27 protein-coding genes, 1 tRNA gene, 1 other RNA gene and 1 pseudogene are annotated in these 22286 nt (G+C 65.2%); 9 read left to right on the top strand and 21 right to left on the bottom strand.

Annotation, left to right across the window (positions count from 1 at the left end):
* Window positions 1-42: 42 nt before the first annotated feature.
* The 3 genes from ACGFK1_RS14540 to ffs form a co-directional block, all read right to left on the bottom strand.
* Window positions 43-1902 (bottom strand): DNA polymerase III subunits gamma/tau, encoded by a 1860-nt coding sequence (locus tag ACGFK1_RS14540; protein ID WP_393429887.1) that lies wholly within the window; start codon window positions 1900-1902, stop codon window positions 43-45.
* A gap of 39 nt (window positions 1903-1941) precedes the next feature.
* Entirely contained in the window at window positions 1942-3216 is a 1275-nt protein-coding gene (locus ACGFK1_RS14545) for an aminotransferase class I/II-fold pyridoxal phosphate-dependent enzyme (protein ID WP_393429890.1), read from the bottom strand.
* A 28-nt stretch (window positions 3217-3244) separates the two neighbouring features.
* Window positions 3245-3339, bottom strand: an RNA gene (gene ffs, locus ACGFK1_RS14550) — signal recognition particle sRNA small type.
* Window positions 3340-3407: 68 nt separating this feature from the next.
* On the opposite strand from ffs, the gene ACGFK1_RS14555 reads away from it, so the two are divergent.
* The 5 genes from ACGFK1_RS14555 to ACGFK1_RS14575 all read left to right on the top strand — a co-directional run bounded on the left by ACGFK1_RS14555 (window position 3408) and on the right by ACGFK1_RS14575 (window position 6917).
* Window positions 3408-3493 (top strand) — tRNA-Ser (locus tag ACGFK1_RS14555).
* A gap of 74 nt (window positions 3494-3567) precedes the next feature.
* Complete coding sequence (locus ACGFK1_RS14560) at window positions 3568-4311, top strand: hypothetical protein (protein WP_393429893.1); 744 nt, start codon at window positions 3568-3570, stop codon at window positions 4309-4311.
* 25 nt (window positions 4312-4336) lie between these two features.
* Window positions 4337-4738, top strand: coding sequence for a hypothetical protein (locus ACGFK1_RS14565; RefSeq protein WP_393429896.1), 402 nt, complete (start codon window positions 4337-4339; stop codon window positions 4736-4738).
* Window positions 4739-4799: 61 nt separating this feature from the next.
* The gene (locus ACGFK1_RS14570; protein WP_393429898.1) at window positions 4800-5819 is read left to right on the top strand and encodes a S1C family serine protease; all 1020 of its coding nucleotides are present in this window, start codon (window positions 4800-4802) and stop codon (window positions 5817-5819) included.
* Window positions 5820-5846: 27 nt separating this feature from the next.
* A complete protein-coding gene (locus ACGFK1_RS14575) occupies window positions 5847-6917 on the top strand; it encodes a dihydrodipicolinate reductase (protein WP_393429900.1) in 1071 nt (356 codons plus the stop codon).
* Between the two features lie 8 nt (window positions 6918-6925).
* On the opposite strand, the gene ACGFK1_RS14580 is transcribed toward ACGFK1_RS14575, so the two are convergent.
* Window positions 6926-7363: a hypothetical protein gene (locus tag ACGFK1_RS14580; RefSeq protein WP_393429903.1), complete on the bottom strand. Its 438-nt coding sequence runs from the start codon at window positions 7361-7363 to the stop codon at window positions 6926-6928.
* Between the two features lie 39 nt (window positions 7364-7402).
* The gene (locus tag ACGFK1_RS14585) at window positions 7403-7531 is read right to left on the bottom strand and encodes a hypothetical protein (protein WP_393429906.1); all 129 of its coding nucleotides are present in this window, start codon (window positions 7529-7531) and stop codon (window positions 7403-7405) included.
* Window positions 7532-7850: 319 nt separating this feature from the next.
* Between ACGFK1_RS14585 and ACGFK1_RS14590 the strand changes: the two genes are divergently transcribed.
* A complete protein-coding gene (locus ACGFK1_RS14590; protein WP_393429909.1) occupies window positions 7851-8492 on the top strand; it encodes a DUF4352 domain-containing protein in 642 nt (213 codons plus the stop codon).
* Here the strand turns inward: ACGFK1_RS14590 and ACGFK1_RS14595 are convergent.
* Genes ACGFK1_RS14595 through ACGFK1_RS14605 form a run of 3 tightly spaced genes read right to left on the bottom strand, consistent with a single transcriptional unit; the run spans window position 8470 to window position 11701 of the window.
* Window positions 8470-9540: a threonine aldolase family protein gene (locus ACGFK1_RS14595; RefSeq protein WP_393429912.1), complete on the bottom strand. Its 1071-nt coding sequence runs from the start codon at window positions 9538-9540 to the stop codon at window positions 8470-8472. The genes ACGFK1_RS14590 and ACGFK1_RS14595 overlap by 23 nt on opposite strands.
* Complete coding sequence (gene ligD, locus ACGFK1_RS14600; protein ID WP_393429914.1) at window positions 9537-10589, bottom strand: non-homologous end-joining DNA ligase; 1053 nt, start codon at window positions 10587-10589, stop codon at window positions 9537-9539. Before ligD ends, ACGFK1_RS14595 begins: the two co-directional genes overlap by 4 nt.
* A gap of 2 nt (window positions 10590-10591) precedes the next feature.
* On the bottom strand, window positions 10592-11701 hold the full coding sequence (locus tag ACGFK1_RS14605) for an ATP-dependent DNA ligase (RefSeq protein ID WP_393430133.1): 1110 nt from the start codon (window positions 11699-11701) through the stop codon (window positions 10592-10594).
* Between the two features lie 65 nt (window positions 11702-11766).
* Here ACGFK1_RS14605 and ACGFK1_RS14610 point away from each other — a divergent pair, with 65 nt between their 5' ends.
* Together ACGFK1_RS14610 and ACGFK1_RS14615 are read left to right on the top strand one after the other, a co-directional pair.
* Window positions 11767-12831, top strand: a complete 1065-nt coding sequence (locus ACGFK1_RS14610) for an ATP-dependent DNA ligase (protein WP_393429917.1) — start codon at window positions 11767-11769, stop codon at window positions 12829-12831.
* 17 nt (window positions 12832-12848) lie between these two features.
* Complete coding sequence (locus ACGFK1_RS14615) at window positions 12849-13316, top strand: hypothetical protein (RefSeq protein ID WP_393429919.1); 468 nt, start codon at window positions 12849-12851, stop codon at window positions 13314-13316.
* Between the two features lie 29 nt (window positions 13317-13345).
* Here the strand turns inward: ACGFK1_RS14615 and ACGFK1_RS14620 are convergent.
* The 11 genes and pseudogenes from ACGFK1_RS14620 to ACGFK1_RS14670 all read right to left on the bottom strand — a co-directional run.
* A pseudogene (locus ACGFK1_RS14620) lies at window positions 13346-13561 on the bottom strand (gas vesicle protein K); the annotation flags it as partial.
* Between the two features lie 328 nt (window positions 13562-13889).
* Complete coding sequence (locus ACGFK1_RS14625; RefSeq protein WP_393429922.1) at window positions 13890-14180, bottom strand: gas vesicle protein K; 291 nt, start codon at window positions 14178-14180, stop codon at window positions 13890-13892.
* On the bottom strand, window positions 14177-14353 hold the full coding sequence (locus ACGFK1_RS14630) for a gas vesicle protein (RefSeq protein WP_393429925.1): 177 nt from the start codon (window positions 14351-14353) through the stop codon (window positions 14177-14179). Before ACGFK1_RS14630 ends, ACGFK1_RS14625 begins: the two co-directional genes overlap by 4 nt.
* Window positions 14350-15120, bottom strand: a complete 771-nt coding sequence (locus ACGFK1_RS14635; protein ID WP_393429928.1) for a GvpL/GvpF family gas vesicle protein — start codon at window positions 15118-15120, stop codon at window positions 14350-14352. Before ACGFK1_RS14635 ends, ACGFK1_RS14630 begins: the two co-directional genes overlap by 4 nt.
* Complete coding sequence (locus ACGFK1_RS14640; RefSeq protein ID WP_393430136.1) at window positions 15113-15493, bottom strand: gas vesicle protein; 381 nt, start codon at window positions 15491-15493, stop codon at window positions 15113-15115. The genes ACGFK1_RS14635 and ACGFK1_RS14640 overlap by 8 nt, the downstream gene beginning before the upstream one ends.
* An 8-nt stretch (window positions 15494-15501) precedes the next feature.
* Window positions 15502-15861 carry a gas vesicle protein gene (locus ACGFK1_RS14645; protein ID WP_393429931.1) on the bottom strand — a complete coding sequence of 120 codons (360 nt, stop codon included), beginning with the start codon at window positions 15859-15861 and terminating at the stop codon, window positions 15502-15504.
* 24 nt (window positions 15862-15885) lie between these two features.
* Window positions 15886-16116, bottom strand: a complete 231-nt coding sequence (locus ACGFK1_RS14650) for a gas vesicle protein GvpG (RefSeq protein WP_393429934.1) — start codon at window positions 16114-16116, stop codon at window positions 15886-15888.
* Window positions 16117-16120: 4 nt separating this feature from the next.
* Complete coding sequence (locus ACGFK1_RS14655) at window positions 16121-16852, bottom strand: GvpL/GvpF family gas vesicle protein (protein ID WP_393429937.1); 732 nt, start codon at window positions 16850-16852, stop codon at window positions 16121-16123.
* Window positions 16849-17301 carry a gas vesicle protein GvpJ gene (gvpJ, locus tag ACGFK1_RS14660; RefSeq protein ID WP_393429940.1) on the bottom strand — a complete coding sequence of 151 codons (453 nt, stop codon included), beginning with the start codon at window positions 17299-17301 and terminating at the stop codon, window positions 16849-16851. The genes ACGFK1_RS14655 and gvpJ overlap by 4 nt, the downstream gene beginning before the upstream one ends.
* A complete protein-coding gene (locus ACGFK1_RS14665) occupies window positions 17298-18605 on the bottom strand; it encodes an SRPBCC family protein (RefSeq protein WP_393429943.1) in 1308 nt (435 codons plus the stop codon). Before ACGFK1_RS14665 ends, gvpJ begins: the two co-directional genes overlap by 4 nt.
* A 2-nt stretch (window positions 18606-18607) precedes the next feature.
* Entirely contained in the window at window positions 18608-19285 is a 678-nt protein-coding gene (locus ACGFK1_RS14670) for a hypothetical protein (protein WP_393429946.1), read from the bottom strand.
* Between the two features lie 1945 nt (window positions 19286-21230).
* Here ACGFK1_RS14670 and ACGFK1_RS14675 point away from each other — a divergent pair.
* Entirely contained in the window at window positions 21231-21518 is a 288-nt protein-coding gene (locus ACGFK1_RS14675; RefSeq protein ID WP_393429949.1) for a hypothetical protein, read from the top strand.
* 231 nt (window positions 21519-21749) lie between these two features.
* Here ACGFK1_RS14675 and ACGFK1_RS14680 read toward each other — a convergent pair whose 3' ends face one another.
* The gene (locus ACGFK1_RS14680; RefSeq protein ID WP_393429952.1) at window positions 21750-22052 is read right to left on the bottom strand and encodes a hypothetical protein; all 303 of its coding nucleotides are present in this window, start codon (window positions 22050-22052) and stop codon (window positions 21750-21752) included.
* 1 nt (window position 22053) lies between these two features.
* The gene (locus ACGFK1_RS14685; protein WP_393429955.1) at window positions 22054-22263 is read right to left on the bottom strand and encodes a hypothetical protein; all 210 of its coding nucleotides are present in this window, start codon (window positions 22261-22263) and stop codon (window positions 22054-22056) included.
* Window positions 22264-22286: the final 23 nt, after the last annotated feature.

The following is a 22286-nucleotide window of genomic DNA, read 5'->3' on the forward strand; positions in this document are numbered from 1 at the left end:
ACTACACCACAGCGAAGGCCGCCGAAGTGCGTGATCATGCAATCAACTGCCGTCGATGCGACGCGCGCCGAGCTCGGTCTGCAGCAGCTCCAGAGCGGCTTCCTCCGGGTCGCGGCGGGTGATCTCGGAGGTGTCGCTGCCGGCCTCGGCCAGCATGTCCTCCTCGTCGTCATCGTGCGGCGGCGGCGCGGACGGAGCTGCTTTCTCGGGTGCGGCCGTTGACGGCGCGGCAGCTGCTGCTCCCACCTCGCAGCGGATCTTCCAGTCCACGCCGAGCGCATCCTTGAGCGCGTCCCGGATGACATCGGAATTGCGTTGTTCCACAAGTCGTTTCGCCAACGGCGCGGACTCGTGACTGAGCACCAGCGTGCCGCCTTCAACGGCGCGCACGATGGCACCGGCCAGCATCACGTCGATGGTGCGGCTGCGCTGACGCACTTTCTCGCGCACCGCGGACCACATGCTTCGCACCGAGGCGGCGTTGAGTTCAGCACCGACGGGCGCCGTCGGGGGCGCTTCGACCACGGGGTCTGACGGCGGCCGCACCGGAGGAGGCGACGGCGGAGGCTCGGGCGCGGGTTTGGGTGCTGGCGCGGGTGTGGGTTCTGCCGCCGCAGGCGCCTCGGCTTCGGCCTTGGGTGCCTGCGCCGGGGCCTGGCTCTTGCGTGCGAACTGCTTCTGCGGGGCCGCGGGCTGCGCGGCCGAAGATATCCCAGAAGACATCGACGCTTCCCCGGCAGGTATCGACATGTCCAGGCGCATCTCGATGCGCTCGACCCGCTGCAGCAGCGCCGCCTCGGTGTCACTGGCCGACGGCAGCAGCAGCCGCGCACACACCACCTCGAGCAGCAGCCGTGGCGCGGTGGCGCCGCGCATCTCGCCGAGCCCGGCATGCACCACCTCGGCGTAGCGGGTCAGCGTCGCGGTGCCGATCCTGTCGGCCTGTTCGCGCATCCGCTCGAGCACGTCCTCCGGACCAGCGACGACCCCGCGCGCGACGGCGTCTGGCACCGACTGCAACACGATGAGATCGCGGAACCGCTCGAGCAGGTCGGTGGCGAACCGCCGCGGGTCGTGCCCTGCGTCGATCACCGCCTCGACCGCACCGAACAGCGCCGCGGCGTCGTCTGCTGCCAGCGCGTCGATCGAGGCGTCGATCAGGGCCACATCCGTTGCACCGAGTAGCGACAGTGCGCGTCGATACTCCACCCGGTTTCCGTCGGCGCCTGCGAGCAGCTGGTCCAAGACCGACAGGGTGTCTCGGGGGGAGCCGCCGCCCGCCCTGATCACCAGTGGGTACACCGCGTCGTCGACAGTGACATCCTCTTGCGTGCATATGCGTTCCACCAACGCACGCATGTTCTTGGGCGCAAGCAATCGGAATGGGTAATGATGGGTCCGCGACCGGATAGTGGTGAGGACTTTCTCCGGTTCGGTTGTCGCGAAGATGAAGATGAGGTGTTCTGGTGGCTCTTCGACGATCTTCAGCAGCGCGTTGAACGCTTGCGGCGTCACCATGTGCGCCTCGTCGATGATGAAGATGCGGTATCGCGACTCTGCCGGCGCATAAAACGCCCGGTCGCGAAGCTCACGAGCGTCGTCCACGCCGTTATGACTTGCCGCGTCGAGTTCGGTGACGTCCAGATTGCCCGGTCCGTTGGGCGCCAGCGCCACGCAGGAGGCACATACGCCGCACGGGGTCGGCGTCGGGCCCTGCTCGCAATTCAGCGAGCGGGCCAGGATGCGCGCTGACGATGTCTTCCCGCAGCCCCGCGGCCCTGAGAACAAGTACGCGTGGTTGATCCGACCCGAGTTGAGGGCGTTCGAAAGCGGCTCGGTCACGTGCTCCTGGCCGACGACTTCCGCGAAGGTTGCCGGTCGATACTTCCGGTAGAGCGCCACGCTCAGCAGGCTACCGGCGTGGTGTGACGAATGAACACGTCAGTCCTTCAACAGCGACTCGGTCGCCGACAGCAGCGCGCAGGTGGCAAGGCCGTCGATCGCATCGCGCAGCTCGGACACCCCGGGAAATGACGGCGCGATCCGAATGTTCTTGTCTTCCGGATCTTTTCGATACGGAAAGGCCGAGCCCGCCTCCGTGACCGCGATGCCGGCGTCCTTGGCGAGCGCGACGGTGCGCTTCGCGGTGCCCGGCAGCACGTCGAGGCTGACGAAGTAGCCGCCCTTTGGATCAGTCCACGACGCGACCTTCGACTCACCCAACCGGTCGGCGAGGATCTCCTGCACCAAGGCGAATTTCGGCGCCAGCAGTTGTTGGTGGCGCTGCATCTGCAGGCGCACCCCGTCGGCGTCACCGAAGAATCGCAGGTGCCGCAACTGGTTCACCTTGTCGGGGCCGATCGACTTCTTGCCCGCGTACTGCAGATACCACGCGATGTTGCCCAGCGAGCCCGCGAAGAAGCTGACCCCTGCGCCTGCGAACGTGATCTTCGACGTCGACGAGAACACCAGCGGCCTGTTCGGGTTGCCCGCTGCCTCGGCCAGTCCCAGCACGTCGACCTGCTGCACGAAGTCGTGCGTCAACGTGTGCACCGGATAGGCGTTGTCCCACATCAACCGGAAATCATTTGCCGCCGTTCGCATTTGCACCAGCCTGCGGACGGTCTCCCAGGAATAGGTGACACCGGTCGGGTTCGAGTAGACGGGCACGCACCACATGCCCTTGATGGCCGGGTCGGACGCGACGAGCTCCTCGATCAGGTCCACATCGGGGCCGTCCTCGCGGATCGGCACGGAGATCATCTCGACGCCGAGAGTCTCGGTGATCGCGAAGTGCCTGTCGTAGCCGGGCGACGGGCAGAGGAACTTGACAGTCGGCTCCTTCAGCCACGGCCGGGGCGAATCGACGCCGCCGTGCAGCATCGAATACGTCACCACGTCGTGCATCAGCTCCAGGCTGGCGTTGTTGCCCGCGATCAGATTGGGCACTGGAATGCCGAGCAGCTCGCCGAAGATGGCGCGCAGTTCGGGCAGCCCGTGCAGGCCGCCGTAGTTGCGGGTGTCGGTGCCGTCGGCATCTCTGAAGTCTTCTCCCGGCAGACTCAGCAGCGCGTTGGACAGATCCAGCTGCTCGGGTGACGGCTTGCCGCGGGTGAGGTCCAGCTTCAGCTTCTTGGCCTGCAGGTCGGCGTAGTTGCGGGACTGCAGCTCATGCTGGGCCTGCAGTTCGTCACGGCCAAGGGACAAAAACGACACGGCGCGCCTTTCCAAATAAGCCGTGAATAGAAGGGGACCCCGCGCACCCGCCAGAGCCCATTGACCCTTGCTGCCTTCCGGCCCTGGGGGAGTTCACAGGATAGACGCCGCGCGGGGTCCGTAGCGAGTGTAATACCCGCCCGCCCCGCGACTCGACGGGTGCACGAGCGCCGTCGGCTAACATGGCCCGCGGAGGATTCGCCTAGTGGCCTATGGCGCTCGCCTGGAACGCGGGTTGGGTTAACAGCCCTCGCGGGTTCAAATCCCGCATCCTCCGCACTCGGCTCGGGGTGCGACCGGCTGGCCGAACGGCCCGGTCGCACCCCGGCCAGATAACCAAGTAGGAGGGCTATGAGCCGCACCGTTGCGGTGGTTTGGCACGCGTCGTTCTCTGTCGCCGCCGGTGTCCTCTACTTCCTGTTCGTGTTGCCGCGGTGGTGGGAACTGGCGGGCGACACCTCGCACACGCTGGGCACGGTGTTGCGCATCGTCACCGGCGCGCTGATCGGCCTCACCGCGCTGCCTGTGGTTTTCACGCTGCTGCGAACCCGGCGTCCTGAGTTCGGAACACCGCAGTTGGCGCTGCGACTGCGTACTTCGTCGATCGGGCTGCACGTCTTGGCGGGTGTCCTGATCGTCGGCACTGCGATCAGCGAGATCTGGCTCAGCCTGGACAGCGTCGGCCAGTGGCTGTTCGGGATCTACGGCGCGGCAGCGGCGATCGCGCTGCTCGCCATTTTCGGGTTCTACCTGGCCTTCGTGGCTGAGCTACCGCCACCGCCACCCAAACCGCTCAAGCCGAAGAAGGCCAAGCAGGGACGTCGAGGCCGCAAGGGCACCCAGGATGCCACCGAAGAAGCGGACGCCGAAGCCACCGAAGAAGCCACCGAAGAGGCCACCGAGGCGACCGAGTCCGAGGACAAGCCTGCCGAGGTCACCGCCGAAGCCGGCGAGCCGGAGTCGACGGCCGAAGAGCCGCAGCCAACGGTGCAGGACGACTTTGACGACGCCGAACCCGAACCCGAGTCGACGAACGGTCGACTGCGCAATCGCAGGCGCAGGCGGCTGCGGGGCCGTGTCGCGGTCGAGGACTAGCGTCCTCTTCAGCGCACTGGCCGCGGTGGCATTCACCGGCTGCCATGCCGCCGAGCCTGCCCGCGCCGAGGGCCCAGGGGCCGCGCTGAACCATCCGTTTTCGTTGGGTGGCGGCCAGGAAGCGCTGATTCCCAGCGACAAGTTGCGTCTGACATTCACCGACGTACTGGAAGACTCGCGGTGCCCGACGCAGGTGGAGTGCTTCTGGACCGGCCAGGCCAGGATCGCGGTCTCCGTGCAGCCAGACGGCGCCGGGGCGACCAACGTGGAGTTCAACACCAACCCGGCACCCGGCCAGACGGTCAAGGAGGCGACCGTCGGCAACTACCGCATCGAGTTGCAGGCCCTCGACCCCTATCCGCGGACGCCCGACGACCCGATCGAGTTCGCGGACTACCACGCCACCTTGGTCGTGCGAACCGCCTGACCAAAGGGCGGCCGCGGCGGACCCTGGATTTAGCAGGCCCCGGTTCGGGCAATATAGGTACATGCGCAATCTTCCCTGGCGGCGGCCGGCTCAGGCATTGCTGATCGTGCTGGCCGTCGTCGCGGCCCTTGTCGCTCCACCCACTGCGGCCGCCGTACCCGTGGACATCTCCGCCGCGGCCGCGGCGGTCGAGCCCGCAGTCGTGCAGATCACCACCAAGATCGACTACCAGCAGGCCATCGGCACCGGGACCGGCATGGTGATCGACCCTGGTGGCGTGGTGTTGACCAATTACCACGTGGTCGCCGGTGCCAACTCCATCACCGGAAGCGTCGGCGGTCGGGACTACCCGGTCGATCTGGTCGGCTACGACCGCAAGAACGACATCGCGGTGCTCCAGTTGCGCGGCGCAGGGGGGCTGCCGACGGCACCGATCGGCGATTCCGGCCAGGTCGTCGTCGGCGAGCCGACGGTCGGACTCGGTAACGCCCGCGGGGTGGGCGCACCGCTGACGCACGAGACGGGGCCCGTCACCGCGCTGAATCAGACAGTCAACGCCGAGGACGCACTGACCGGTAGCTCCGAAGAAGTCAACAACCTGATCGAGGTCGCAGCCGACGTGCGGCCCGGCGACTCCGGCGGTCCGCTGGTCAATGGCGCCGGCCAGGTCATCGGGGTGGTCACCGCTGCGTCGGTGAACTTCCAAATGGGGCCTGCCGGAAAGGGTTTCGCGATTCCCATCAACTCGGCGATGGCCATCGCAGGCCAGATCCGGTCCGGCGCGCCTTCGCCGTCCGTGCACATCGGTCAGCCAACGCTTCTCGGCGTCGGCGTCGGTACCCAACCGCGTCGCGATGGCGGGATCATCGTGCGCGACGTGATGGCCGGCGGACCCGCGTCGCAGGCCGGCCTCGCCATCGGCGACGTGCTGACGAGCATCGATGGAACCGCGGTCGACTCGGCCACGACGTTGACCTACGTGCTGGACCGGCACTACCCCGGCGACGTCGTCGATCTGACGTGGATCGACCGCGGCGGGCAGCAGCGCACCGGAAAGGCCACCCTGGTTTCGGGCCCCTAGGCGCCGCCGGAACCCTATGCTGAGCGAGTGCACAACACCGCTTCCTATCGTGTCGTCCAGTGGACGACGGGCAATGTCGGAAAAAGCTCTGTAGAGGCCATCGCGGCGAATCCCACGCTGGAACTCGTCGGCTGCTATGCGTGGTCGAAGGACAAGGTGGGGCGCGACGTCGGCGACCTCGCGGGCATCGCGCCGCTGGGCGTCGAGGCGACCGACGACGTCGAGGCACTGCTCGCGCTGAAGCCCGACGTGGTCGTCTACAACCCGATGTGGGTCGACGTCGACGAACTGGTTCGCATCCTCTCAGCGGGCGTCAATGTGGTGTCCTCGGCGTCCTTCATCACCGGACACAACCTCGGGCCGGGTCGCGATCGCATCGAAGAGGCGTGCAGACAGGGCGGCACAACCATGTTCGGCTCCGGCGTCAGCCCGGGCTTCGCCGAACTGCTGGCCATCGTGGCGGCCAACGGCTGCGCCAGGGTCGACAAGGTCACAGTCGCCGAAGCGTCGGACACCACGTTCTACGATTCGCCGGACACCGAGCGGCCGTGCGGCTTCGGAATGCCGATCGACGACCCCAACCTGCAGCCGATGGCGGCCAAGGGAACGGCGGTCTTCGCCGAAGCGGTGCGGATGGTCGCCGATTCGCTCGGAGTCGAACTCGACGAAATCGTCTGTGAGGCCGAATACGCGCAAACCACCGCGGACGTCGTGATGAACTCGTGGACCATCGAAGCGGGTTGTGTGGCAGGCGTTTTCGCCAGTTGGCAGGGGCGCGTCGGCGGTAGGACCGTCGTCGACCTCAATGTGCGGTGGCGCAAGGGACAGACGCTCGATCCGGATTGGAAGGTCGAAGGGGACCCCTGGAAGATCACGGTCGAGGGACTGCCGACGGTGACGATGCAGGTTGGATTCCTGCCGCCGCAGGACTTCATCGAAAAGGCCACGTCGATCGCGGATTTCATGTCATTGGGCCACATCATCACCGCGATGCCGCCGATTCACGCGATTCCCGCGGTGGTGGCCGCAGCGCCGGGCATCGCCACATACAACGACTTGCAGCTGACCGTTCCGCGAGGAATCGTGCCGAAGGCGTAACGCGACAATCAGCCGATCACCTGCAACACCACCGCCTGCAGCCGTGCCGCGGGTGGCCCCTCGAGAACGACGTCCTTGAAGATCTTGGCCTGGTCGCCCTCGACGGTGAACTCGCCGGGCTGCGGCTGGTTACCGCCATGCACTTCGTACTTGACGGTGAACGGGGTGCTGGGCAATGGATGGAAGCCAATGTATTTCGGCTCGATGGTGTACTTGTAGAAGCAGCCGGGGCCCGGGTCACAGCTCTGCTCCGTTACCGCGACGTTGATCGTGAACTCCCTGACTGTCGGCACGGACGCGGGCAGCGGAGGCGGTGCGGGTGGTGGCGCGGCAGGGGTCCGGGGCTTGGAGTGATCGCCGAAGATCAACGCCGCCGCGATGCTGATGCCCCCGATCAGCATCGCGACGATCGCGAGCGCTGCGAGCAATCTACGGAGGGTCTGCATCGAGCCAGTGTTGCAGACGCCGGTCGGTGCTACCGCCGACTAGTTCGTCGCTTCAGCGCACGATCCGAAGGCGGGGTCGATGACGCAGTGGCCCGATGCGGCCGCGGGCGACATCGTCACATAGACAACGGCAGCGGTGAACGCGGTCACCCCGGCCGCGACGATCATCCGGAACATATCCCTCCCCACTGTCAGCTAACGGCGGGAACCCCTCGAGTTATTGTTGCTACCGTCAGTTTATACATGTTGTTGCAATAGCAACAAAAGAATCGCGAAAGAACGCTGAAAATCGCAAGGTCGAAGGCACACATGGAAATTGGTACAGCTGCGGACCGGTGACGTCGTCTTGCTCACCGACATGAGGCAAATGCATCGACATCCGATGCGAACGCGCACGAAGCACGACATTCGACGAACACGTCAGCTGCAGCAAACTTTGCTTGGGAAGCTGTAGATCGCTATGGTCCCTGTCGGGAGGAATCGTCACGTGGCAGGCACACAACTACGGGGTTGGTATCCGGATCCGTCGGGCGCGCCGCGGCAGCGCTACTGGGACGGCCAACAGTGGACCGGCCACGCGCCGGCACGGCCGACCTTGACCGCGGCGGGACTGTGGCTCGCGCTCGGGGTCATCGCAGTCGTCGCGCTGCTGTTCGCCGGCTGCTCGGCGATGATCGCGGCCGGTTCGAAGCCACACGCCGGTACGGACACCGATCGCTTTCGCGGTCTGACAGGCGTGCCGGGCTCACTGGTTCATGACGGCGATTTCGAGTTCGTCGTCACGGGGACCCCGACCGACTGGCGGGGCGCACCGCGTCCACGAGGCGAGTGGCTGGTCGCGACGACGACGGTGCGCAACATCGACGACGAGAGCCAGGAGTTCGTGATCAACAACCAGAAGTTGATCGACTCCGACGGGCACGCGTATGCAGCCGACGTGGCGGCTGCGGTCGCGATGAACGCGACCTCGATGGTGATCACGGTGGATCCCGGCGCGAACATCACGGTGAGGTTGCCGTTCGACGTGCCCGAGGGCACGCTGCCCGCGGCGGTGGAACTGCACGACTCGGTGTTCTCGGACGGAGTTCAGGTGCGGGTGGCGCAGCCTAGCGCGTCATCTCGTCCTTGAGCGCGGCCAGGAACGCGTCGACGTCGGCTTCGGTGGTGTCGAACGAACACATCCACCGCACATCGCCCGCGCTCTCGTCCCAGAAGTAGAACCTGAACCGCTTCTGCAGGCGCTCGCTGACATCGCGGGGCAGCCGGGCGAACACCGCGTTGGCCTGCACCGGATAGAGCACCCGCACACCGTCGACGCCGCGTGCCCCCTCGGCGAGGCGTTGGGCCATCGCGTTCGCGTGCCCGGCGTTAAGTAGCCAAAGATCTTTGGCGAGAAGGGCTTCCAGCTGAACCGAGACGAATCGCATCTTGGAATGCAGCTGCATGGACAGCTTGCGCAGATGCTTCATGTGGCTGACAGCGTCCTGGTTGAGCACCACCACCGCCTCGCCCAGCAGGGCGCCGTTCTTCGTTCCGCCCAGGGACAGGATGTCGACCCCGACGTCCGACGTGAAGGAACGCATCGACATGCCCAGCGCCGCAGCAGCGTTGGCGATGCGTGAGCCGTCGACGTGCACCCGCATGTTCCGCGCGTGGGCGTGCTCGCAGATCGCGCGGATCTCGTCGGGTGTGTACAGCGTGCCGAGTTCGGTGCTCTGGGTGATCGACACCACCTGCGGCATCGCCCGGTGTTCGTCGGCCCAACCCCACGCCTGCCGATCGATCAAGTCCGGCGTGAGCTTGCCGTCCAGGGTGGGCACGGTCAGCAGCTTGAGGCCGCCCATCCGTTCAGGGGCGCCACCTTCGTCGACGTTGATGTGTGCGGTGTCGGCGCACACGACAGCTCCCCAACGATCGGTGACAGCTTGTAAGGCAAGCACATTCGCGCCCGTACCGTTGAAGACCGGGAAGGCTTCCGCACTCTGGCCGAAGTGCTCGCGGATGATGTACTGCAGATTCTCGGTGTACGCGTCGTCACCGTAGGCGACCTGGTGTCCGCCGTTGGCGAGCGTCAGCGCGGCGAGGATCTCCGGATGAACACCTGCGTAGTTGTCGCTGGCAAAGCTGCGGATGTCGGGGTCGTGCCTGCGCTGGGCATCGGTGTGCGGATTGTTCACCGGTTCACCGGGTTGCCATCGTCATCCCAGTGCGCGGCCACCTTCTTGCTCGGCTGCACGCGCGGCGGCTCGCCCGGCATCTTCGGATAGTTCGGCGGGTATGGCAGATCACCGAGCCCGCGGTCCTCGTCGGCTTTCACCATGTCCATCAATGGTTCTAATGACTGTGCGACCGAATCGATTCCCTGCCACGGATCGTCACGGCCCGCGACGAAGTCGGGCGCCGTCACAATCGTGTAGTCGTCGGGATCGGCGTCGCGCAACTCGTCCCACGTCAACGGCATCGACACCGTGGCTATCGGCGTCTTGCGCGCCGAGTACGCCGACGCGAACGTCCGGTCGCGGGCATTCTGGTTGTAGTCGATGAAGATTCGCTTGCCTCGTTCTTCCTTCCACCACGATGTGGTGACCGCATCGGGCGCCCGCCGTTCTACCTCGCGAGCCAGTGCGATGCCTGCCCTGCGCACCGCGATGAAGTCCCAGTCGGTCTTGATCCGCAGGAACACGTGCACGCCGCGGCCGCCGGAGGTCTTCGGGTAGCCGACCAAGCCGAGTTCGTCGAGCACCGGCTTGAGCACGTCGACCGCGATCGCCCGAGCTTCCTTGAAACCGGTGCCCGGTTGAGGATCGAGATCGATGCGCAGTTCGTCGGGATGCTCGGTGTCGGCGCAGCGCACCTGCCACGGATGCAATGTGATGGTGCCCATCTGCGCCGCCCACACGATCGCCGCAGCATGAGTCACGTTCAGGGCGTCGGCCGTTCGGCCCGACGGGAAAGTCACCACACACGTCTGCAGGTAATCCGGGGCGCGCTTGGGGATCCGCTTCTGATAGATCTCCTCACCCTCGATGCCGTCAGGGAACCGTTGCAGGTGTGTGGGCCGGTCGCGCAGAGCGGTCAACATCGGTCCGCCGGCGACGCAGAGGTAGTATTCGACCAACTTGCGCTTGGTGCCGTTAGAGCCCAGCTTCGGGAAGTACACCTTGTCAGGATTGGTGAACCGGACCTTGATCCCGTCGACATCCAGTTCTTCAGCGGGAGTTGCCATGCTCAGGCTTCTCCTGTCGCTTCGTCCCCCTGCGCTTCGCGCGCGAGGTGCCCCCACGCCCCGGATGACTCCAAGACGTCGTAGAGGTCGTAGTTCAGCGGCCCGTCGAGTTGGTCGAAGGTGCAACTGGCCGGGTCGCGGTCCGGCCGCCACCGTACGAACTTCACCGCATGCCGGAATCTCCTGTCGTGCACGGTGTTTCCCTCCATCTGGTCGTAGGCCACCTCGCACACCTTCTCGGGCCGCACAGGTATCCACCGCTTGTCCGCCGCCGAGTTCCAGCGACTGGGATCGCCTTCGCGCACGTCGCCCTCACGCAACGGCTCCAGGTCGGCGAGCAGCTTGAGTCGGTCCTTGGCGGTGAACGAGGCTGCGCCGCCGACCATCTGGAGTTCACCGTCGTCGCGGTACAGGCCGAGCAGGATCGATCCGATGCCCTCCCCGCTCTTGTGGATGCGGTAACCCATGGCCACGCAGTCGGCGTCGCGGGCGTGCTTGACCTTGACCATCTCCCGCTTGCCCGGCAGATACGGACCGACCAACCGCTTCGCGATGACCCCGTCCAGGCCTGCGCCTTCGAACGTGTCCAGCCACTGCGCGCCCTGATCGGGATCCTCGGTGGCGCGGGTAACGTGGCACCACTTCATCTCGTTCACCGAGTCGGCCAACGCCTGCCGCCGCACCCGGAACGGTTCCTTCATCAGCGACGTGTCGCCGGTGGCCAGCGCGTCGAAACCGATGAAGTGCGCAGGCGTCTGTTCGGCCAGCATCTTGATCCGGCTCGCCGCCGGGTGGATGCGCTGCGACAGCGACTCCCAGTCCAGCCGGATGCGGCCGCCGATCTCGCGCGGCACCACCACCTCGCCGTCAAGCACGCAGCGCGGCGCCAACTCGTCGAGGAGCGCCTGCTCGAGCTCGGGAAAGTAGCGACCCAGCTCCTTGCCGTTGCGCGACTGGATGACGACCTTGGCGCCGTCGCGGAACACCAGCGCGCGAAAACCGTCCCACTTCGGTTCGTAGGACCACACCCCTTCCTCGGGGGGCACCTTGGCCTGGGCCTTGGCGAGCATCGGCTCCAACGGTGGCAACACGGGCAGGTCCACGCAGTCCATACTCACGTAGACCGGCGACACCGGGCAATGTCATCGGCCGTCATCGGCCGCGCAAGAATGGGTCCGTGCACCTGCCCGTGATGCCGCCGGTGTCGCCGATGTTGGCCAAGCCGGTGCGGTCGATCCCTTCGGACGCCTCGTATGAACCCAAATGGGACGGGTTCAGGACGATCTGCTTCCGCGACCGCGACGAGGTGGAGCTTGGCAGCCGCAACGAACGCCCGATGACCCGGTATTTCCCGGAGTTGGTCGACGCCGTCGTCGCCGAACTGCCGCAGCGCTGCGTCATCGACGGCGAGATCGTCATCGCCGGTGAGCGCGGCCTGGACTTCGAGGCCCTGCAGTTGCGGCTGCACCCGGCCGCGTCGCGGGTCCGAATGCTCGCCGAGCAGACGCCTGCGGATTTCATCGCGTTCGACCTGCTCGCCCTCGGCGACGACGACTACACCGGCCTGCCGTTCAGCGAGCGGCGCGCCGCGCTGGTCGACGCGTTGGCCGGTGCCGGACCGTGCATCCATCTGACACCGGCCACCACCGACATGGCGACCGCCGAGCGCTGGTTCACCGAGTTCGAGGGCGCCGGCCTGGACGGGCTGATCGCCAAACCGCTGACGCTGACCTATCAGCCGGACAAGCGGGTGATGTTCAAGATCAAACACGAGCGCACCGCCGACTGCGTGGTGGCCGGCCACCGCGTGCACAAATCGGCCGATGACGCCATCGGCTCGCTGCTGCTCGGGCTGTACAAGGCCGACGGCGCTCTCGCATCGGTCGGGGTCATCGGCGCGTTCCCGATGGCCGAGCGGCGGCGGCTGTTCACCGAGTTGCAGCCGCTGGTCACCACCTTCGACGAGCATCCGTGGAACTGGGCCGCCCACGTGGCGGCCGCAGACACACCCCGCAGATACGAGGGGTCGCGGTGGAACGCGGGCAAGGATCTGTCCTTCGTGCCGTTGCGGCCCGAGCGCGTTGTCGAGGTGCGCTATGACTACATGGAAGGCGAAAGATTCCGCCACACCGCGCAATTCAACCGGTGGCGGCCCGACCGCGACCCGTCCTCGTGCACGTTCGAGCAATTGGAGCGGCCGGTGCGCTTCAATCTCGGCGATATCGTGCCCGGCCTCGGCTGAGCGGGGATACTGCCACGATGGCGTTCACACACGCGATGGCCGCCGCCGTCGCCGTCACCTGCACCGCCGTCGGCCTCGCGAGCCCGGCACGGGCGGACACGCAACTCGATGGCGACTACAACCTTGTCACCGACGGCCCGCCGACCGTCTGGACCATCACCACTCAATGCAACGCACAGCGCACCTGCGGAGGGACGGTGGCGGCGTCTCGGGGGTGGGTAGGGGCGATCAGCAGAGTGGCCGGCGGCCCCTGGACCGCTGAACGGCGTGACGTCTCAACTGGGTGGACGTGCCCGGACGGAAGTACCGGCCCTGCAGACCTGCTGTACTCGTTCGACCCCGCAAGTCTGGCTGGCACCGTCAGCGCCACGTCGAAACCCGGGGTGTGCAACGACCCCAGCCCGTTGCAGGCCCAACAGCCGGTCAGTCTGCAGCCTGCGGTCCCTTCTGCTCCACCACGATTCCTTGACGGCCTAATTCCCTGATATTGATTTAGACCGCTCATTCACGGCGATCACGATGGATCGGTGGGAAGCAGCGGCCCCAACGGCCCCAAGTCGATGTTGAGATCTTCCGGCGTCAGGTCGAAATGGTCGCGAAGCTCGGCCATCTTCTTCTCCAGGAGCATCAGCGTGGTTCCGACGCGTTCGATCGGTTCGTCGGTCAGTGAGCCTTCGTCGACCCGGCGGATCGCCTGCCGTTCCATCAACTGACGCAGCAATTCGACGAGGCACTTCAGTCATTAGGCTACCCCAGCGAACGAGTAGTTCGGCCAGGGGCCTGTCGTCTCGAGTGGCAACCTGCCGGTGGACCGCGTCGGTCGATGAGACATGTACCGTTCTGCACGGTCACCTCGTCCTTGCGCCGTGAGAGTGCGATCGGTGGCGGTCTGGGCACTGCGTTGGCTCGAGCGATGGGGATACCCACCGCCACTGGGCATCGACTGGAACTGTTTGGTGCCGGTAGTGGTGGCGGCGATCGTGGCGGCCATGTTCGGCCTAAGTGATCGGGATCGTGCGGCGTTAGTCGACGCCCCTACGACGCGAGCCAGGCCGTGTTCAGCCGGGCTCGCGCGGCAGCAGTGGACCAAGCGGTCCCAGATCGAGATTGAGATCCTCTGGTCGCAGCCCGAAGTATTCGCGCAGTTCCTCCATCGCTTCCTCCAGGCGCATCAGCCCTACACCCAGCCGTTCGACGGTCTCGTCGGAAAGGTCTCCAACGTCCACCCGCCGCAGCGCTTGGCGCTCCATCAACTGGCGCAGCAATTCGACGATCGTCAGCACTAGTCGGCCGAGATCCCGGCCTACATCTTCCGGATCCATTTCGATTCGGCCTGCGGATCGTGTCATTGCTTCATCAGCTTTTCCACCGAACTGATAAGCGCGCGTAGCGAGATGTGCACAAGGTCGACGTCGGCGAGGCTGATCGTCAAATCTCCGGCGATGACCACGCCGCCGGCCAAGAGGCGGTCGAGCAGGTCCACCAGGGCGATGTCGTCGGCCCTCGACGGTGCCAGGGTCATGACTCCCCCAGGCTGGTGAATGAGTACGGCGCCCACGGACCAGTGAGCTCCAGTCGCAGCTCGTTGTCAGTCGCGGTGTTGACCCGCTGCGCCAGCAGCGCCGCACCGGCCTCGTCCACGAGATACGCCGCGTTCAGAATCATCTCCTCGCGTCGTCCGGTGAGCCGCGGGTCCTGCGCGGGATATACGCGGTTGTCGACGGCAAGCCCCGCAAATTCTTGGTGCAGTTTCTCGGCCGCCTCCATGACGCGCTCCCGTCGATTTGCTGCCCGGTCTCGCTCCGCACGGCGACGCAGCAGGTAAGAGGTGCCAGGCGCGTCCGAGGCTGGGGCCTCCGGCTCCGCACCTGATGCTTCGTTGGCTGGTGCCGCATACCCCTTGACCCCCCACTCCGAACGGCCCCGAACCCGGTCGAGTGTCGTGGCCAGTTCGGCACGGTGATCACGGAGCAGTTGACGAACGCCCGTGTCGTCGAGGTACACAGTCGCCATCCGCACCGGCGCAATCGGGTAAGCCCGTGCTATGCGGTCAACCACCTCGTGGTGCATCCGGGCCAGCTTCTCAAGCCATTCCAAGTCCTCGAGGCGGGCGCGAATGGACTCCTCGCTGAACCGGTCGCGGTCCACGGACGCGACAACCGCCGCAAGTGGGCCCTCGACGACGGTGCGCACCGGGACCGCCTCGACACCGGTGGTCTCCAGCAGGACGTCGGAATCGGCGATCGCCGCATCGCCGATCGCGTAGAGGTAGACGCTGTCGTCACTCATCCCGGGCCGCACCTTCGGGGCGGACGCGACGACGCGACCGCGCCCCGTCAGACGAACCGGCCTGCTCGCCGTTCGCCGCCTCAAGCTCCCCTATGCGTTCCCGAAGTTTGCGGTTCTCGACGGCCAAGTCGCCCCGGCCCGAACTGAGCGACGGGTCGTGCTCCCACCAGTCGATGCCGATCTCTCTGGCCTTGTCGACGGAGGCCACCAAGAGTCGGATCTTGATGGTCAGCAGTTCGATGTCCAGAAGGTTAATCCGGATATCGCCGGCAATGACGATGCCCTTGTCGAGCACGCGCTCCAAGATGTCGGCCAAGTTCGTGCTTTCCTGCCGATGGTCAGGCGGGTTATACGCCCGCCGGGACGGATACATATCACCGGTCACCGCGACCGCCCGATGTTCTGGCCACGGGAATAGCGCTCGGTGCGGCGGTAGGAGACCAGCTCACCGTCGGCGTCTAAGTCCGCCTCATAGATCGCCAGAATGTCCGCCGAGTCTGGAATGCGATGGCTCTCAACAACTTCGACACCGACCCGCCATCCATCGTCGTCGCGTTCTACGGATATCACACCCTCAAGGTCGTGCCCGGTGAGGTCGCCGATCTCTACCATGGCTGCCCGACCGGCATCCGCTGCAGAGAGCCGCCGGGGGCGCTGTCCGTTACCCCTGGGCGCCGATTGGCGTGCCGCATCCGCCGGCGGCGGCCGCCGACGTCGAAGTTTCTCCGTCTCTTCACCCATAGCGCTCCACAGGTCGGCTGCGGTCTACTCCTGCCGGTACATCAGGCGGCCGAGCAATTCGTTCTCCCATTCGACACACTCCTCCTCGGTCAGCTCGCCCGATTGACGTGCCTCCTGCACGCGCTCAAGCTGAGCGCGGATGCGCACCGGGTCGTAGTACTGCTCTTCGGCATGGTCCTGGATCTGTTCCGCCAGCCACACCACGCCGCGAACGGGTGCGAGTGGAAGAGTCAGCAGTCCGGTGAGCAGCCCCATCAATTCAGCCTTCCGGTACAAAGTCGTAGGGTGCCAGCGGGCCGAGTAACCGGAAGCGCACGCGTCCGGCAAGGTCGCGACCGACCTCTTCCACAGCGTCGTCAAACTCCTTGGTGTGATCCCGGGCGACGAGGAACGCGGCGTTCAGCACCTCGTCAGGCTCACCCAGTGGGCGGGTGGAGATGTCGGTGACCATCGGCGCCAGCCGGTCAAGTACCTGCCTGCCGTCGTCGTCACGCCGCTGTTCCATAGCCGTGACGACCAGCTCGCCCAGGCGTATTCGGTCGTAGTACGACGCATCCTCCGGCAGGTCGCGCACCCGCTCGCGCAGTGCCATGATTTCCTCGTTGGTCTCCGCGATCTCGCGGAGCACGGCGTCCTTCTCGTAACGAGCCTTCAGCGTAAACTGAACCAGACCCTCGAGCCGTGCAAGAGCCTCCACGAACCGTTCTTGATGCGGGGCGAGCAGTTCCTGCACCACGCCCGCCTCTTCAACGACAGCGGGAAACCGCATCGGCAGCACGGCCGACCGCTCCGCCACCGTGTCCACCACCGACTCATGGGCCAGCAGATCGTCACGGGTGCCGAGCGGACGGTCTGCGGGGACATCGCTCACGATCGCCGCGATGCGCTCGTACGCGATGGTCGACACCCGACCGGATGGGCCAAGGCCCGATAGGTTCGGCGGCAGTTCGGTGTCGGCGCTCACTAGCCCGTAGACGTACGTCGCAGTCATTCGTCATCCTCGCGGGTCCGCTGGCGCGGGCGTCGGCGTGGCGCAGGCTCCTCCTCGCGTTCCCGGCGCTGCCGGCCCTCCCGGCCCTTGGTGAGCATCTCGTCGACCTTCCCGACGGCGCCCTCGATTACTCCGGACGTCTTGCCCTTGGCACCGCCCTCCATGATCCCTCCGGCCAGCTCGGTAAGGTCCTTGCCGCCCTTGCCCTTGCCGTAGAGGTCCAGCCGGTTGGTCGCTTCGGCGAACCGGAGGAAGGTGTCCACGCTCGCCACGACGATCCGCGCATCAATGGTGAGAATTTCGATGCCCACCAGGGACACCCGAACGAAGACGTCGATCACTAGGCCCTTGTCCAGGATGAGCTCGATGACCTCGGCCAAGCCACTGGACCCGCCGCCGGTATACCGCTCGACGTTGCTGCCACCTTGTCTCTGAGTGGCCACGGTCATGAGTTCGCACCCCTCTGCCCGCGGCCGGCGCCGACCGGTCGCCGCCCGCGCCTACGTGTAGGTGGTTCCTCTTCGTCTTCGTAGCCCTCGTCATCGGGCGCTTGGTCGTAGCCTGCGTCGTCGGCTTCATCCTCGTAGCCTTCGTCTTCGTAGGTGTCGTCCTCGTAGGCGCCCTCTTCGTCGGGCTGAACGTCTTCGTCCTCATCGGGCTCGAGGTCCTCGTCCTCGTCGACGTCGCCGTCGATGTCCTCACCGACGTCGTCCTCTTCATCGAAGTCCTCGTCGAAGTCCTCGTCGCGGTCCTCGTCCTCATCGATGGGTTCGATCTCCCAGCCCTCTTTCTCGAGCGCCTCTGCCTCGGACGCATCGACCTCATCCATGTCGGCGTAGTCCCGCCCATCATCAGGCCCGCCGGAGTCTCCCTGCTCTTCCGCTAGGGCTTCCTCATGCGTCTTGACCACCTCGCTGTCCCGGATCTCGCCGCGCCAGCCTTCAATCTCTTCCGGGTGCAAGAGCGCCTGGGTCATCGCGTGGCGCCGGAAGTGCTTGAACTCCAGTCGCGCACGCCGGCCCTGGGCTCGCCACAGATTGCCGGTCCGTTCGAATAGTCCCTGCGGGAAGTACTCCATGACCAAGACCACCCGCGTGAGGTTCGGCCCTAGCTCGGTGAACGTAACTGCGCCGTCGACGTGCCCCTTGGCTCCCTTGGAGCGCCAGACGATGTGTGAGTCGGCCACCTGCTCCTGGATGGTGGCCTCCCACTCGCGATGGGACCAGAAGACCTGGGCTTTCCACTGGGTCTTTTCGTCTTCGGGTTGCGTAACGCTTTCCACCTTCTTCATGAAGGTGGGGAAGTCGGTGAACCGAGTCCACAGGTCATAGGTGGTACGCAACGGCAGACCAACGTCGAGCGTCTCGACGATGTTGGTGAGCTTGATCTTCTTCTTCCCCCCTTTATCGCCCTTCTTGCCGCCGAAGACACCCTGCGCCTTTTCTTTCAGACCGCCCAGTGCCGAGCCGATCGCCGAGCCGAGCCCGCCACCCTTGCCGCTCTCCTCGCCGTCGTCATCTTCGCCGTCATCTTTGTCGTCTCGACCCGGGCGCTTGATGAGCGTGCGCAGGGCCTCAGGGTTGTCCGCTACGTCCGTCAGCCGATCGGAAACACCGGCGATTCGATCGGTAGCGGCCGACGCAGCGCGCTGGAGAACGGCACCGAGCAGATCCTGGCCGGCGCTGCGCAGGGCGTCGGTTGGCATTCCATTGCCCGCGGCCTTGGTGTTATCCGCCATAGCTTGCCTAGCCATTTCTAACCCTCCCGACGGGTACGTGTCGTGCGTGACGCCTTGCGAGCGGCGGTGGTCTTCTTCGGGGTCCGCGCAGACGGCGTCGGTCCCCGCTTCACCGCTTTGATTGGGGTTTCGCTCTTGCCGCGACCCGTCGAGCTGCGCGCCGCCGCCTTGGGCAGGCCCGGCGACGAGCGTCGGCCGGAGGAGCGGCTGCCGCCCGACGAACGGCTCCCGCTCGAGGAGCGCATCTCATTCGATGAACGCGACGATGCGGTGTCGGAGGCGCGAGCGCGCCTAGTCCGACGCACTGGCTCTTCGTCCTGTTCCTCGTCGTCAAGTTCGTCCTGCTCGTCCAGTTCGTCCTGTTCGTCGAGTCCGTCGTCGTCGGGCTCGCCGTTCCGTGACACGGCGCCCAAGTCGGCGTCGCCGAAGTCACGACCGAGGTCTGCTACCTGGCCGACGCCACCGAGGTCCTCCACCCGGTGACTCATCCGGTCGGTGAGCGCCTCGACTTGGCGAGTGACTACTGCCATGGCGGCGCCTTTACCCGCCTCCAGGAGGCGGCCCCGCACTTGATCAGTCAACTCCGCCACCTGCGGATTCTCTCCGAGCATTTTGCCCGCCTGCCCGATTATCTGTCCCGGACCGCCCAACTCGCGGCCTGCGGCCCAGCCACCCAGCATCAAGGCGAGCTTCATTTTCTTTGTCCTGCCAAGGAAGTACCCTCCGGCTACACCCATGGCGATGCGGGCTCCGCATTTCACGACAATCTCCTAAGTTAAGTTCGGTTTGCGCTCGGAGGCGTCCTGCTCAGCCGCTTCGATACCGGCCACGCATCCGCCCCGCACAAAAGTGCGGATACCCCTGTGGCCGAGATCACTAAACGCGATGCACCGCGATCGCTCAGACAATTTCGATAAGCGGACACTTGGCGATTGCGAAACGCATTGACTTCGTCAAACTCGACCCGTCAGCCCGGACCGTCAGACCACAGTCACAGCGTGCTGAACGAACGGCCAGCGAATACCGACTCGGCGCGAGATGGGACTTCGATCAGGTGAAGATCACCGTCTCAGCTTGTCGCGGCGTAGGCACGGTCAATCGCTCTGCAAAGCACCCGTAGGCGCCGACTCCGCCCCTAAGCCATGGAGCGAGCTAACAATTTGCCAAAATCCGGGCGTCACTTGGCGCATGCTTGGGTGAAATTTTGACGACCACAAATTGCAACGTCAAATCGCGTCGAAAAACGACCTTTCATGATCGGACGCGGACTCAAGCTGGCCCGGTTCGCACCGCTTAAATATTTTTGTTAAGCTTGCTGTGTTTTGTTGAAAGATCGAATTGATTTCCGACTGATATCGAATCACCCCCGTGCGGTTGTCGATGCCCCAGTGCAAGGAGTAATCCCCAAGAATCTGTCGCCTTATTCTTTTGACCGGCGAAACTCAGTTTCGAGTTCGACAACGATGAGGACGTTCTGTTGAACCGGTCGCGATGCGTGCAGCGCCGCAGATCGGGTGCCGGTAACCGTTCAGGCACAGACTAAGTCGGTCTGCGGGCCGCTAAATCTGGGCGGCCGATGTCGGCCAAGAAACTGCGTGCGCGCAACACTAGCTACGCCGCGCGCTACTTCGACCCGAACCGGCGGATCGCGCCGAGTATGGACTCCAGTGTGGTCACGCTGTTGCGAGAGTGCGCATTCCGGATGTTCCACAGCCCCCCAAACTTGGGCTATGACAATGCCGCGGCCGTCGTTTGCCTGTAGAGATCCATACGAGGAAATGACCTCAATGGCCTCCCAGCGGCGCTCTCGTCCGACAGTTCTCAACCTCGGTACATAATTTGCACGGTCGTTAATACACCGCTTACCGTGTCCACGACCGGGAACGTGTTCTAGTCGGCAAACCGTGGTGTGTCGCGGTTTCGCACACGATGCGGGGGCGTGGCATCGTGCAGAACGGCGGTGCCGCAGTCGTTTTCGCTCGAAACTGATGTCAGCCCGGAGTCGGCGGCCGCTCTGTCCGCTGAATCCGCTCCGGTTTCGAGGATTGGACCGCGGGGTATTGGCTGTATATGAGTTCGCGTCAGAGGGCGGGCGACCGGAGCACATTGGTCAAGCCGCGCCGAGGACCCACGGCGGGCAACGGTAAGACCCCTGACGGAGGCTACCCGACGGCAACGGCCGAACCTGTTCCGCGCATTAAGTCAACGCCTCCTTCCAAAGGCGCAGTGGCGAGGCAGACACGCAGGCAACCGACGGCCGCAAAGTCGTATACCGCCGCAGCACGGCGCGGCCAACGGCGGGCGGAACCGATGCCACCACCAAAACGATCCGATGCCACCGGCGTATCAGCCTCGGATGTTTTGCGGCAGCGCCACCCCGATAGCGCCATTCGATCCGAACTGGTGCGGGCGCAGGCTGCCCGCGCGAAGCCCGCGACTCGGAAGCGTTCCCGACAAGAACCGTCCTGCGCGTCCACGCACTCGCGGTCCACCTCGCCGAATCGCACGCGCCGACCGGGCTCATCCAGCAGGACTACCGAAGCCCCTCGCAGCCGGTTGTGGCAGTCGGCCGAGGCCGTCGTCGAGTGGCTACGAGCTCAATTTCACCGGCTTCTGGACGCGGTGCGAGGCCGCGGGGAAATGCTGACGACGAAGGTCGAGAAGTGGATGGACACGCTCGTCGAGGCAGCCGCAAACGGTGGTGCGGGCGTGAAAGCGGCGCTGGAGGGCATTCGGGCGACCTTGACGGGTAAGAATCCTGTGTGGGCAGCGATCAAAGGCCTGGTGTCTGGATTGAGCGGCCAGGCCAAGCTAGCCATCGTTCTCCTCCTGGCCCTCGGGCTCCTGCTCGGACCGGTGCTGCTTGTAGTCCTACTGCTGGCCCTCGTTGTGGTGGCGCTGATCGCGGCGGTGCGAGCCGCCGATTAACCTCACAACCGGCGAGAGCCGGTGAGCGGCACCGGATCAGGTGTAGGTCTGGACACCCGTCGTCTTTGACCGCCTTTGCTTTTCGCCTCAAACTGCTGTCGCATCCGCTCGCACTCACACGCGTTTGATCGCGGCCGCATCGCGTGATCTGCCGCCCGCGGTTCTCCTTGCTACTCAGCCACCAAACAAGTGGCATTTCGTAGCCGTGAACAATCGTCAGCATCCGGTCGATCAGGCAACATGCTTGCGTAGCTTGCGCGCCTTCTTGCCGATGTCGTCGGCGGTGCTCGAGGTGACGGCCTTGGCCACACGGCCCTTCTTCTTCACATTCTTCGCCAATTCATCGACGGGATGCGCCAGCGATCGCGGAAGCATCAGTTGGACTGCCCGCGTCAACAGTCGACGTGTGAACACCAGCAGCGGAATGCCCAAGGGAAGCAAGATAACTGTCACGCACAGCACGAAACCGAGAAGTCCCAGGATCGCCGCGACGATCCAGAGCAGCGCGCCGAGAAGTCCTCGTAAAAACCGCATCTCAGCCTCCGATGTGCATCATGTCGCCGGCCAGGCCGAGAAGCCGCGATCCGAGTTTCATCACCGGAATCCCAAGCGGAATGAGGATGACCGTCACGCACAGTACAGCGCCGACCAACCACACCAACGCAGCAACCACACCCAGCACGACGCCGAGCACCGCTCCGATGATTCCGAGGACCACACCGAGGAGTCGATTGAGAACACCCAAGATGACCCTCCTTCACTACTGAG

Origin of the sequence: Mycobacterium sp. NPDC048908 (assembly GCF_043197955.1) — a bacterium.
GTDB lineage: Bacteria > Actinomycetota > Actinomycetes > Mycobacteriales > Mycobacteriaceae > Mycobacterium.